Source organism: Providencia sp. JGM181 (assembly GCF_018257375.1).
In the GTDB taxonomy this organism is placed as follows: domain Bacteria; phylum Pseudomonadota; class Gammaproteobacteria; order Enterobacterales; family Enterobacteriaceae; genus Providencia; species Providencia lanzhouensis.
On record NZ_JAERJY010000107.1, the window covers coordinates 1 to 12505 of the forward strand.

General features: G+C 41.4%; 11 protein-coding genes. 4 read left to right on the forward strand and 7 right to left on the reverse strand.

Annotation, left to right across the window (positions count from 1 at the left end; genetic code table 11):
- Positions 1 to 104: 104 nt before the first annotated feature.
- The 6 genes from asmA to apbC form a co-directional block, all read right to left on the reverse strand.
- On the reverse strand, positions 105 to 1967 hold the full coding sequence (gene asmA / locus JK188_RS13025) for an outer membrane assembly protein AsmA (protein WP_211884997.1): 1863 nt from the start codon (positions 1965 to 1967) through the stop codon (positions 105 to 107).
- 112 nt (positions 1968 to 2079) lie between these two features.
- Positions 2080 to 2661, reverse strand: coding sequence for a dCTP deaminase (dcd, locus tag JK188_RS13030; protein ID WP_211884996.1), 582 nt, complete (start codon positions 2659 to 2661; stop codon positions 2080 to 2082).
- Positions 2662 to 2726: 65 nt separating this feature from the next.
- Positions 2727 to 3371, reverse strand: a complete 645-nt coding sequence (gene udk / locus JK188_RS13035; RefSeq protein ID WP_036949681.1) for a uridine kinase — start codon at positions 3369 to 3371, stop codon at positions 2727 to 2729.
- 170 nt (positions 3372 to 3541) lie between these two features.
- Entirely contained in the window at positions 3542 to 4498 is a 957-nt protein-coding gene (gene htpX, locus JK188_RS13040; protein WP_211884995.1) for a zinc metalloprotease HtpX, read from the reverse strand.
- A gap of 29 nt (positions 4499 to 4527) precedes the next feature.
- Entirely contained in the window at positions 4528 to 5088 is a 561-nt protein-coding gene (locus tag JK188_RS13045) for a LemA family protein (RefSeq protein WP_211884994.1), read from the reverse strand.
- Between the two features lie 218 nt (positions 5089 to 5306).
- The gene (apbC, locus tag JK188_RS13050; protein WP_006662269.1) at positions 5307 to 6419 is read right to left on the reverse strand and encodes an iron-sulfur cluster carrier protein ApbC; all 1113 of its coding nucleotides are present in this window, start codon (positions 6417 to 6419) and stop codon (positions 5307 to 5309) included.
- 238 nt (positions 6420 to 6657) lie between these two features.
- On the opposite strand from apbC, the gene metG reads away from it, so the two are divergent.
- The 4 genes from metG (at position 6658) to cdd (ending at position 11092) form a co-directional block, all read left to right on the forward strand.
- Positions 6658 to 8685, forward strand: coding sequence for a methionine--tRNA ligase (gene metG, locus JK188_RS13055; protein WP_211884993.1), 2028 nt, complete (start codon positions 6658 to 6660; stop codon positions 8683 to 8685).
- A gap of 168 nt (positions 8686 to 8853) precedes the next feature.
- Positions 8854 to 9321 (forward strand): CidA/LrgA family protein, encoded by a 468-nt coding sequence (locus tag JK188_RS13060; RefSeq protein WP_132494380.1) that lies wholly within the window; start codon positions 8854 to 8856, stop codon positions 9319 to 9321.
- On the forward strand, positions 9321 to 10016 hold the full coding sequence (locus JK188_RS13065) for a CidB/LrgB family autolysis modulator (protein ID WP_036949690.1): 696 nt from the start codon (positions 9321 to 9323) through the stop codon (positions 10014 to 10016). Before JK188_RS13060 ends, JK188_RS13065 begins: the two co-directional genes overlap by 1 nt.
- A 179-nt stretch (positions 10017 to 10195) precedes the next feature.
- Positions 10196 to 11092, forward strand: coding sequence for a cytidine deaminase (cdd, locus tag JK188_RS13070; RefSeq protein ID WP_211884992.1), 897 nt, complete (start codon positions 10196 to 10198; stop codon positions 11090 to 11092).
- A 130-nt stretch (positions 11093 to 11222) separates the two neighbouring features.
- Here cdd and JK188_RS13075 read toward each other — a convergent pair whose 3' ends face one another.
- Positions 11223 to 12476 (reverse strand): serine protease, encoded by a 1254-nt coding sequence (locus tag JK188_RS13075; RefSeq protein WP_211884991.1) that lies wholly within the window; start codon positions 12474 to 12476, stop codon positions 11223 to 11225.
- Between the last annotated feature and the right edge of the window lie 29 nt (positions 12477 to 12505).

The following is a 12505-nucleotide window of genomic DNA, read 5'->3' on the forward strand; positions in this document are numbered from 1 at the left end:
GCAATAAGAGCACAAGATTACAAGGATTACGGACATAAATAATCTGATTATTGTCTCTATAAATATAGAACCGCTCATTTTTGGGCGGTTCTATACCATCCAAATTACAATGCATTCAATAAATCATTAAGCCCTTTATTTTCTTCTTTTTTCAAGAAGCTACCAATGGCTTCTTTTGCTTGAGTTCGTAGCTCATTACGCAGTAATTTTTCTACATCCAATTGGTACTGTAAGTTATTCCAACCACCGTAAATACGTAGTGGAATATTCATACTACGTAACTGCTGAACCAAACGAGAGTCCCCAGCCCATCCGCCAAGAATATTTACGCCTAAATTAACATCGATGGTTTCTTTTGGAATATTCACGCGCCCTTGCCCTGTAATATTCAGCAGTGAAGACGTTGCTTTAAGAGCGGAAATACTCATATTGCCTTTATTGAGATATCCCGACACAGTGAATAAATCCACTTCTGTGAAGCTGTTGGTATCTGTTGGCATATTGATTTTATTAGTGAAACGGGACACCGATTGTTGGATCAATTGCGGAATGTTTAAATCCGCCAATTTAGCACTGCGCAGTTCAAAATTAACCGGTCCTTGCCACTGATTTTTAACCGCATAATCATCGTAGCCAGTACCTGATAACGAAGCATTTAATGAAATAATTCCGCTCAGTTTTTCAGGCATACTAAATGCCTTTAATACCGGAGTAAGATTAATATTATTAAATACAGGTTTTGCTGAAACCTGAGCAGGGATAGCGTTGTAGTTAATGGTCACAGGTAGTGAAAATTGTCCACCAAACGCATTACCCTCTAACTGAGAAATCGTTAAACGTGGTGTTTGGTTATCGCCCTTAATTTTTACCCCGGTCATCGACATGCCGCGATAAATCAATGTGTCCATCGAGACATCAAATTGAGCAGTAAATCCTTTCAATCCCATTAAATCATACTTCTGCATGTTGGAACCCGAAATAACGGGCTTCACGCCAACACGCTCATTATTACTGACGGTATTTTCTGAGGCTGCACTGACTGTATTTGATTTGCCGGGTGCGGGGGCTTGTCCAATTAACGTATCGAGATTCAAAGAAGGCGAGGATAAATTCACCGTCACATCAGGAATATCGGTTAAATTGACATTGATTGTCCCTACTAATTGGCTGTCATTTGCCTGAATGGCAAGATTATCAAGACTAATCGCCCCTGAATTGGCTTTTGTATACAGAAAATCTGAGGTGAATTTTCCGCTAATACCATTTTCTGGTAAATCAACACCACTAAGTTGATAATCAAACTGCGTGATTTTTCCACTTACCTGCTGAGATAATTTAGATAAATCGATATCTGATTTAATATCAAAATTAAATTCTTGTTGGTTCTTATTTAAATTACCGCTGAATTTCATCGCAACTTGTTTATCATCACTTTTTTTCAGTGACAGATTAATATTGCGTAGGTTGTATTCATCTTTTGATGTTTGCCAGATAACTAAGCTGTTGGTGATATCAATTTTACTGATATCGAGTAACCATTTGCTTTTATCTGTTGTATCGGAAGGTGCTTGGCTACCGCCAGGGGCAACAGGAGTGTTAACCGTCGTAATCGGTTCACTCTCAGGTGTTTTGCGAATTACCGCCCCATCAATGACAATTTGCTCAACAGACAGTCGATGGGAAATTAGTGGCCATAAATCCACATCTAAGCGCATATTTTCAGCACTTAAAACAGGCTGGCTGGCGTTAGGTGCAGTGACCGAGACAGGACCCGTAATGATGCTCAGTGTTGGCCATACATGCCAACGCATATCACCTTTGAAATCAAGTTGGTAACCACTTTTTTTCTCAACTTGTTGAACGAGGTAGCCTCTAAAATCATTCGGGTTCACTAACATCACTAAAGCTGTTAGCCCCGCTACTACCACCACAAGTAAAATAATCAGCGTCGTTAAAAACCGTTTCATGCATCCCTCTCTTTTACTTTGTTTGTCACACCTTTCGCCTGTCATTCCTTGACGCTAGCGATTGCTGACCTCTTCAAACTCCATAGAAGAGGCCGCTCGCTATCTTGCTGTATTAGTCTTGGCTAATACGGCTACCAACAGCACCTTGTTGGTTTTTATATTTTGCATCTTGTCGGCTGTTATAAGGTCTGTCTGCACTGCCTGATAGCGGTTCAAAGCTTAGTGCACCAATTACCATGCCCGGACGTAATGCTAAAGGTAACTTACCTGAGTTATAAAACTCTAACACAATTTGACCACGCCAGCCTGGATCAATCCGGTGGGCTGTGACGTGAACCATTAGTCCAAGTCTTGCTAGTGAAGAGCGCCCATCTAACCAACCGACTAAATTGTCGGGCAGCGTGACGGATTCTAGTGTAACTGCCAGAGCCAATTCACCAGGGTGAAGGAAGAAAGGCTCGTCCTCTTTAAGAACAATTTCATCGCTCATCACACGGTCTAATGCCGCATTGACTTCATCTTTTGGTCCACTAAGATCAATAAATGCCGCAGTATGTCCACGAAAAACACGAAATTGGTTCCCAAGACGAACATCCGCGGTCGCTCCGTTGATCCGTTCAATCGGTGGACGCGGGCTAATAACAAGTCGACCTTCATCCATCCACTGAATTATATCGCGGTCACAAAGACGCATGATCACTTTCCCCCTTCATTATTTATATATTTATGGCAGCTTATCGCTGGTGATATTTGACGCTATCAGTCCTGACAGAATTCACCAATTTTCGCTTTCAAAATATCAATCGCCACACGGTTTTTACCGCCACGAGGTACGATAATATCGGCATATTGTTTCGATGGTTCAATAAATTGTAAGAACATTGGGCGAACCGTTTTATTGTACTGTTCAATCACGGAGTCTAATGTTCTTCCTCTCTCATTAACATCACGTTTAATACGGCGCATTAAGCAGATATCCAGCGGCGTATCCACAAAAATAGAGAAATCCATCTCTTCACGTAAACGCTTGTCTGTTAATAATAGGATACCTTCAATAATAATGACCTTTTTTGGTTTAAAACTGACGGTTTGCTGTTTGCGAGTATGAGCGACATAGTCATACTGAGGAATTTCGACGGCTTGACCACTTTTCAGTGCTTTGAGGTGTTCATAAAGTAAACTGTGATCCATTGAATTTGGATGGTCATAATTCACTTTGAGTCGTTCTTCCATAGGAATATCTGTTTGATCTTTATAGTAACAGTCTTCTGGAATAACACCGATATTATGATCACCAACCTTTTCTCTTAATTCCCGATATAAGGTGCTTGCAATTAGGCTTTTGCCAGATGCAGAAGCGCCCGATATACCTACAATGGTACAGTGATGCGATATGTCAGTCATAAAATGGTAACCTGGTTAAAAATTTTAGAAATGAAGTGCATAACATCATAGTGTTATGGTTGGCGGGAATTATAGGGTGTAATGGTGCGCTGTACCAGTCTATCTCGTCAAAGACTGATAAAAAAACGCACCCAATTTTTATTCTTCAAAGCGTAAGCTTCGCGCTAAGCTTAAAACTGTTTGCGCCCTTCTAAAGCTGCAATTCGGTTCTCTATAGAAGGATGGGTTGAAAACACAGAATCCCCCTTATTAAAGATATATGCCGCCTGTCTGTATGCTTGTCCGGTGCTTTCATCATCATAATCATGCTTTTGATGATCCCCTGAAATTTTCTTCAAAGCACTAATCATTGCTTGGTTATCAGAGGTTAAATCCACCGCTGCCGCATCCGCCATATACTCACGGGTACGCGATAAATAAAAATAAAGTACTTTGGTAATAATTGGCAACACGATATTCATCAATAATAAAATGGTTTGTGCTTTATTCGCTGAATTATTACGACTACGTCCTGCTGAGCGAATAAACACTTGAGCAAAAACGTTCGTTACCGTCAAAATAACATTCGCTAAAATACCCACATACAGCGTTAATTTAGAATCACCGTGGATAATATGTCCCACTTCATGGGCCATTACCGCTTGAACTTCTTGGCGATTTAGCGTCTGTAACAAACCACGCGTGACGCCGACTAATGCATTACGAGAATTCCAGCCAGCCGCAAATGCATTGGGTTCGTCAGTATCTAAAATATACAGACGCGGAACATAACGTAATGTCGCGCTTAAGCTCAGCTCTTCCAAGATATTGAATAGCTGTCTTTCTTCAGGTGTTGAAGCGCCTTCTTGGGTGATTTCCTTCGCATTCATTCCGGCAAGCATCAATTTATGCCCGAAGAAATGAATATAAAGTAGACCTAAAAATGTCAGTCCAAGAATAATAAAGGTTGCCACAGGCAGTTGTTGTAATGTCGCAAATGCTATCAGGTTTGAGGTAAAATCCATTCTCTCATCTGGATGGGTTGCGGTATCCGCCAGCAAACCAATCACTAGCATCAGCACAATATAACTCAGCACAACTAACCGAGTACGGATATTGTTTTTACGTATAACGTTTCTGTAATCCATAATAAAACCCTGCCAATGGCAACATCCATTTAATCGAAATTAATGCGACGAGACTCTTCCGTTTTGATGTCAGCTTCCTCTAAACGCCAATATTCTTTATTAATTTTCAAGCTAGGAATAATGCCAACAATTAATGCGGCAGGCATAGAAGCGATATACGCGTTATACGTTTCTAATGAACGGTTATAACCACGTTTAGCAAAAGAGAGTTTATTTTCAGAAGAGACGATCTCTTCTTGTAAATTTGCCATGATCGCATCCGATTTTAGCTCTGGATACGCTTCAACTGCTACATTGATGGCACCGCTGCTAACCATCTTGGACAGCGCATCTTCCGCTTCACGGGCTTTATCCCCCGTCGCATTTTGTGCTTGGCTTCTTAGCTCGGTAATTTTAGTGAAGACTTCTGTTTCATGGCTTAAATATTTTTTCACCGTCGCCAGTAAACTATCAAATACTTTACCGCGGCGATCTAATTGAACTGAAATCTCAGTTTCGCTAGAAACGACAGCTTCACGTAGTGCAACGATGCGGTTATAAAAATAAATAACAATCAGCACCAATACGACAATAAAAATTAAAAATTTCATAATCACCTTTTAGGCATTCGCCAACGGAATAAAGACTGAATTTTCTATATCGTTAATTTTCAGGCTAGGAAATTCACTTATGCGACATTCTACGCAGCCTACAACAATAAAGGAACAGTTTGAGAAGAAATCAGAACAATCAAAGAATCGGATTTTATGGCAATAAAAAAGGCTACTTAGTCATTACTGACCAAATAGCCTTTATCGATACCATTTAATTACACGGCGCGGAAAGAGATTTCCGTCGGGATCTTATCCCCTTCCCAATACATCAATGCAGAGATGTTAGACGCAATTTCGCGATAGATATCGGCGAACTCGCCTTCAGGGTCGCGCATTACGGTCGGCTGACCACGGTCTAAGTCTTCACGTAATGAAATATGCAGCGGAACCTGACCTAGCAGTTTGGTATTGTATTTTTCAGCCAGTTTTTCTGCACCGCCGGTACCGAAAATAGGCTCTACATGACCACAGTTACTGCAAATATGTGCGCTCATGTTTTCAACAACACCCAGCACAGGCACGTTCACTTTTTTGAACATGACAATCCCTTTCATCGCATCCACTAAGGCAATATCTTGCGGCGTGGTCACAACCACTGCGCCTGTCACAGGAATATTTTGTGACAGAGTCAGTTGGATATCACCCGTTCCTGGTGGCATATCGATAACGAGATAATCCAGATCTGGCCATAGCGTATCTTGTAGCATCTGCATCAAGGCTTTACTTGCCATTGGACCACGCCATACCATCGCGTTGTCGTCAGTGACTAAGTAACCAATGGAGTTAGTGGCTAAGCCATACGCCATAATCGGTGCCATGTGCTGACCATCTGGAGACGTTGGGCGTTCCAGTGTAGTGCCCAGCATATTCGGAATTGAAGGACCGTAGATATCCGCGTCGAGGATACCGACTTTTGCGCCTTCTTGTGCCAATGCTAACGCTAAGTTCACGGAAGTACTGGATTTACCCACACCACCTTTACCTGAACTCACCGCAAGAATATTACGCACACCGTTGATGCCCGGTAAATCGTTGGCGCGCTTCAGAGTGGTAATATCGTGGCGTAATTTCCATTCTACGGCGTGAGCACCCGTCAATTGCTTTAATTCAGCCGTTTTTTCGCTGATCAGCGTTTGGAATGGGCCTTTCCAGACAAATGGCATAACTAATTCGACATGCAACACATTGTCCAACAGCGCACAACGATGCAATGCTTTGATTGAAATCAGATTGCGCTTGAGAGTTGGGTGTGTAAATGAAGCCAAAACAGTGGAGACTTGTTCAGTCAGCAGTTCTGGTTTGTTCTGCTCGGGGGATTTATCGTTCATCCCGGCTCCTTTATTTTCTTTTTTGTAACTACACATTTTTGACTACGTTGCATGATAGCAGAGAACGAAAAAAATAGTGACCGCCTAGCGAATGAAAAACCACAAACAGTAAAAATTTGTTTCCACCTAGTGTTTTTTCCTAATAATTGCCGATTAATATTTTATTGCCCTAGCGACATTTTTATTGATCGGTTAACATCAAAGACCCTTTATTAATAATGGAAGTAAGAAAGTTACTATGTCTCAAGTCGCGAATAAATTACTGGTAACCTGTGCGTTACCATATGCTAACGGTTCAATCCATCTCGGTCATATTCTGGAGCACATTCAGGCTGATATTTGGGTCCGTTATCAGCGAATGCGCGGCAAAGAGGTTCATTTCATCTGTGCTGACGACGCGCACGGAACACCGATCATGTTAAAAGCTCAGCAATTATGCATTACGCCTGAAGAAATGATCGCTGCAATGAACCAAGAGCATCAGGACGATTTTGCAGGCTTCCAGATTAGCTACGATAACTACCACTCAACCCATAGCGAAGAGAACAAACAGTTATCTGAACTGATTTATGGCAAGTTAAAAAGTAATGGTTTTATTAAAAACAAAACCATTTCACAGCTTTACGATCCAGAAAAAGGCATGTTCCTGCCTGACCGTTTCGTAAAAGGTACTTGCCCGAAATGTAAAGCGGAAGATCAATACGGCGATAACTGTGAAGTCTGTAGCGCAACCTATAGCCCAACTGACCTGATCAACCCACGTTCAGTGGTTTCAGGTGCAACGCCAGTTATCCGTGAAACTGAACACTTTTTCTTTGATTTACCTGCATTTAGCGACATGCTGCAAGCATGGACTCGCTCTGGCGCACTGCAAGAGCAAGTGGCTAACAAAATGCAAGAATGGTTTGAATCTGGCTTACAACAGTGGGATATCACCCGTGACTCCCCGTATTTCGGCTTTGAAATTCCAGATGCACCGGGTAAATATTTCTACGTTTGGCTGGATGCGCCAATCGGCTATATGGGCTCGTTTAAAAACCTGTGCGATAAACGCAGCGATTTAAACTTTGATGAATTTTGGAACAAAGATTCCAAAGCGGATCTTTACCACTTTATCGGCAAAGATATCGTCTATTTCCACAGCCTATTCTGGCCAGCCATGTTAGAAGGCAGCAACTACCGTAAACCAACTAACCTGTTTGTTCACGGTTATGTCACCGTTAATGGTGCAAAAATGTCTAAGTCTCGCGGCACATTCATTACCGCTCGCGCATATTTAGATCATTTCGATGCTGACTGCCTACGTTATTACTATGCAGCCAAACTCTCTTCACGCATCGACGATATCGACTTGAATTTAGAAGATTTTGTACAGCGTGTGAATAGCGATATCGTTAACAAAGTGGTGAATTTAGCTTCACGTAACGCAGGTTTTATTGCTAAACGTTTTGCTGGAAAATTATCAGCAAACTTAGCCGAGCCCGCGCTATACCAACAATTTGTTGATGCTGCAAAAGTGATTGGTGACGATTTCACTAATCGTGAATATGGCAAAGCCGTGCGTGAAATTATGGCATTAGCGGATATTGCAAACCGCTATGTGGATGAGAAAGCACCTTGGGTCGTAGCTAAACAAGAAGGTAAAGACCAAGAACTGCAAGATATCTGCTCGATGGGTATCAACTTATTCCGAGTATTAATGACTTACTTGAAACCAATTCTGCCAAGCTTAACCAAGCGCGTGGAAGAGTTCCTGAAAGTTGAATTAACGTGGGATTCCATCAACACGCCATTACTGAACCACGACGTAGCGCCATTTAAAGCGTTATTTAACCGTATTGAATTAGCAAAAGCGGAAGCAATGGTAGAAGCGTCCAAACAAAGTGCTCAGCCAGTTAAGCAGTTGACTGGCCCTCTGGCGGATGACCCAATTCAAGAAACCATCACATTCGATGATTTCGCTAAAATTGACTTGCGCATTGCGCTGATCAAACAAGCAGACTTCGTTGAAGGCTCAGATAAGCTACTGAAGTTACAGTTAGATATCGGTGGTGAAACTCGCCAAGTATTCTCTGGTATCCGTAGCGCTTATCCAGATCCAAAAGTCCTGGAAGGTCGTTTAACCGTGATGGTGGCAAACCTTGCTCCACGTAAAATGCGCTTTGGTATCTCCGAAGGTATGGTGATGGCAGCAGGTCCTGGTGGTAAAGACATTTACCTACTGAGCCCAGATAATGGCGCACAACCGGGTATGCAAGTTAAATAAGCCATTGATTGTCGCTCTGAAAATTGAGCAACAAACTTAGCCAATATCAGTACAAAACGGAGCCACTTTAGTGAGCTCCGTTTTTTTATGGGTTTTTATTTGTGATCTCTGGCACAATTTTCAAGTTAATTGTATGATGAATGCCTGTCGAGTAATAGGACAAATCCCATGTCATTAAAACAAGTATTGAACACCGGATGGCAATATTTGCGAGCCTTCGCAATACTTTACCTCTGCCTGATCATCGGAAATGTAATTTCCAAACTGCTTCCTTTTTCCATTCCCGGCAGTATTGTCGGAATGTTGCTGCTGTTTGTTTTGCTAGCATTACAGATAGTCCCTGCTCACTGGGCAAAACCTGGATGTAGCATCCTGCTGAAAAACATGACGATTTTATTCGTTCCCATCGGTGTGGGGATTATGAATTATTATGATTTACTCAGCCAACAGATGATCCCGATTGTCGTCTCTTGTATTGCCAGTACGCTTATTGTCATGATTGTTGTCGCGGTCAGCTCAAACTATATCCATAAAGAGCGCCCTATCGTGGGTGTGAAGCCTGATGAAATTCCTCTTCCTCCTGAAGAACCCATTTCTTCAACCATCAATAATGATAAAACCAAGGGGAAAGAGTGATGTTAGAACATATTTGGTGGTCACTGCCATTAACTATCGTTGTTTTCTATTTGGCGAGAGCGCTGTCAATTAAGTGCAAATTGCCCATTCTGAACCCATTATTGTTAACTATCGCAATTATTATTCCGCTACTGATCCTGACGAACACCTCTTATGAGCACTATTTTGCGGGCAGTAAAATACTCAATGATTTATTACAGCCGGCCGTTGTCGCCCTCGCCTTTCCGCTCTACGAGCAAATGCACCAGATTAGAGCACAGTGGAAATCCCTATTTAGTATCTGTTTTGCTGGCAGTATTGTGGCGATGTTTACGGGGGCAACTATTGCACTGTGGCTAGGGGCTACACCGGATATTGCAGGTTCAATATTACCTAAGTCGGTCACAACACCAATAGCCATGGCAGTTGCCGATTCAGTCGGAGGCATCCCAGCAATTAGTGCCGCTTGCGTACTTTTTGTCGGGATTTTAGGGGCGATGTTCGGTCATAGCCTATTTGATGTTTTGCGTATTCGCACCCATGCATCACGAGGCTTGGCGATGGGTACCGCTTCTCACGCTTTGGGAACTGCGCGTTGTGCGGAAGTTAACTATATTGAAGGGGCTTACAGTTCATTAGCGTTAATGACCTGCGGGGTGATCACCTCGTTAATTGCGCCTTTTATCTTCCCTGTTATTCTTCACTTATTTAGCTAAACTAAATCAATAAGAGAGGTTATTTACCTCTCTTATGCAAATTTCAGTGTAAAAACTTGAGATACATCTCTCATTTAATGAATTTGTTTCATTGATTGCATTCATGAAGTGATCGCGATCACATCCAATCACCCTATTAATTGAATAGAATGAAAACAATTAAATAGGGAGGGTTACTCATGCATTCAAGATTCAAGGCCGCTTGGGCCGAACTTCCAGAAAAGTTACAGTCTGTCCTAAAGCCTATTATGGACAAACCCGATTTCTCAGCTATGTTGACCGCTGAGCAAGTTAAGCATATTAAAGCTGAGAGTGGATGCACGGACAGCGAACTCGCTTTTTCATTATTACCTTTCGCAGCGGCTTACGCTGTCACACCAATTTCTCGCTTTAATGTAGGCGCAATCGCTTGCGGGATCAGCGGTAATCTCTATTTCGGCGCAAATATGGAATTTAACCATGTTTCTATTGGTCAAACTATCCATGCTGAACAATGTGCCATTACCCATGCGTGGCTAAAAGGCGAAAAACAATTAACCTCTATTACCGTCAACTACACGCCTTGCGGTCACTGCCGACAGTTTATGAATGAGCTGCGTGAAGGCGGTAAGATCATGGTGCATTTACCAAAACGCCAAGCAGCTACACTTCATGATTATTTACCTGATTCATTCGGTCCATCGGATCTGAATATCACCACATTGCTGCTCGACAATGTTAACCATGGTTATCAAAACCAAAGTCGCGATAGATTGTTATCTGCTGCGGTTGAAGCTGCGAACCAATCTCACGCACCATACAGCGAATCTCACTCCGGTATTGCTGTGCAGTTAAAAGATGGCTCTCTGTTTACAGGTCGTTACGCTGAAAATGCTGCGTTCAACCCAAGCTTACCACCATTACAAGCTGCACTAATTATGGTGAATTTAGCGGGTAAAGATATTCATGCTATTGAGCAAGCAGTGTTAGTGGAAAAACAAGATGCAACGGTGCAGCAGTGGTGTACAACAGAAAATACCTTGCACGCGTTAGGTTGCCAAAAAGTGGAGCGTGTTTATTTGGATGAGTCCATTTAAACGCTATTCTATTGAATCATATTCAATTTAAACCAGATTAAATATTCAAAATTAAGACGGCGGTTATTGTGAGTTTATCAACTTCAATAACCTCCGTTTTTTATTAAAACGTTATTGAGTGTTAATAAAATTAAAATGAGAATCTGGATGATGAGCTGCTATAGCCACCACTGTAGTTAAATTCATGCATACTCGGGGCCTGAGGCACCCTAAAATCTCTATCAAACGAGCTTGATGAGTGGTCCATGGAAGACATATGGTCTCTTAAGCTATCAACGGTTCGATCCGTTTGACACTCACCTATTTGAAAATCATTCGGTCTATATACACTCACTGGGTATCCTCGGTGTTCTGAAGCCGTTATTTCAAATGGTGAATGATTATTGGAATAGCCAGCAAAAGGAATGTTGCCAATAACATCATCTATCATGGCATTGTGTTTATTAACATTGGGGCTGTAATTGACCGATGGAGAATCAAATAATCCGGTTTCTGGCAATATATAGGCAGGGCGTTCAAGGTAATATTCAGAAAGGCGATCTTTGTGCTCAAAATCCGTTTGTCCAACCCAATCAGTCTGTATTGAATATTTATTAATGTTTTCAGATGGGTAATCCCAAAATGATAGTCGATTAGTTCCTCTATCAATTAATGGATTTCCCGTTTCATATGCTAATGCTAGAGCTTCATTAAGATCGATTCTTAGTGAAGGCGGTTCAAAAAAACCATACGTTTTTTTAAAAGTTAATGTCACGGTATCTACTGCATTGTCTATGTCTATCACTCTTCTCATCCAGCGATGGGTTTGCAATTGTTTATTTGCAGGCGCATCATATAAACTTTCAAACATAATATTCATAGTGCTTAAACTTAATTCGGCCTCCTTTTCCGTATCGCCTACAGCATCCAGCGCTTTTTGCCAGTATACCTCTCTATCTTTTTCATCAGGGATGACATTAAAGACAGGTTGTAAAGTCCACGCTTCCGCGGGTAATTTGTATTTTTTAAAAACACGCTCATGAAATGCCATTGCTTCTTTATAATTAATATCTCCTGTTATCTCTGTAACACCATTTTTAAGTCTACTCCTTTGCTCATATATATAAGCATAAGCCATATCAAAACGTATTTTTTCAAGTTTAGTCTCATTGCATATTTGACCATTTTCAATTATAACTTCTTCTAAGTAGTTCAATGCAAATTTACCTGAAAAAGAATCGCCTTTGACAACGCTATTTGCTAGTAATGCATATCGGTCACCTTTACTAGCCAAGTATTCATACATTAACTCAGGTCTTTTAGTTAATATTAAAATCTTTAAAGCTTTTGATGTATCAGTCCACGTTAATGCTATACTTCCTTGTCTATTGACTTCATTATTCATATGTAAACTCCTATTGATTTATACTGTCT

Bases quoted from the DNA above. Each gene is read 5' to 3' on its own strand.
- JK188_RS13075 (WP_211884991.1), bottom strand. From the start codon at position 12,476: ATGAATAATGAAGTCAATAGACAAGGAAGTATAGCATTAACGTGGACT.
- JK188_RS13060 (WP_132494380.1), top strand. From the start codon at position 8,854: ATGTCATTAAAACAAGTATTGAACACCGGATGGCAATATTTGCGAGCC.
- cdd (WP_211884992.1), top strand. From the start codon at position 10,196: ATGCATTCAAGATTCAAGGCCGCTTGGGCCGAACTTCCAGAAAAGTTA.
- metG (WP_211884993.1), top strand. From the start codon at position 6,658: ATGTCTCAAGTCGCGAATAAATTACTGGTAACCTGTGCGTTACCATAT.
- apbC (WP_006662269.1), bottom strand. From the start codon at position 6,419: ATGAACGATAAATCCCCCGAGCAGAACAAACCAGAACTGCTGACTGAA.
- JK188_RS13065 (WP_036949690.1), top strand. From the start codon at position 9,321: ATGTTAGAACATATTTGGTGGTCACTGCCATTAACTATCGTTGTTTTC.
- JK188_RS13045 (WP_211884994.1), bottom strand. From the start codon at position 5,088: ATGAAATTTTTAATTTTTATTGTCGTATTGGTGCTGATTGTTATTTAT.
- udk (WP_036949681.1), bottom strand. From the start codon at position 3,371: ATGACTGACATATCGCATCACTGTACCATTGTAGGTATATCGGGCGCT.
- asmA (WP_211884997.1), bottom strand. From the start codon at position 1,967: ATGAAACGGTTTTTAACGACGCTGATTATTTTACTTGTGGTGGTAGTA.
- dcd (WP_211884996.1), bottom strand. From the start codon at position 2,661: ATGCGTCTTTGTGACCGCGATATAATTCAGTGGATGGATGAAGGTCGA.
- htpX (WP_211884995.1), bottom strand. From the start codon at position 4,498: ATGGATTACAGAAACGTTATACGTAAAAACAATATCCGTACTCGGTTA.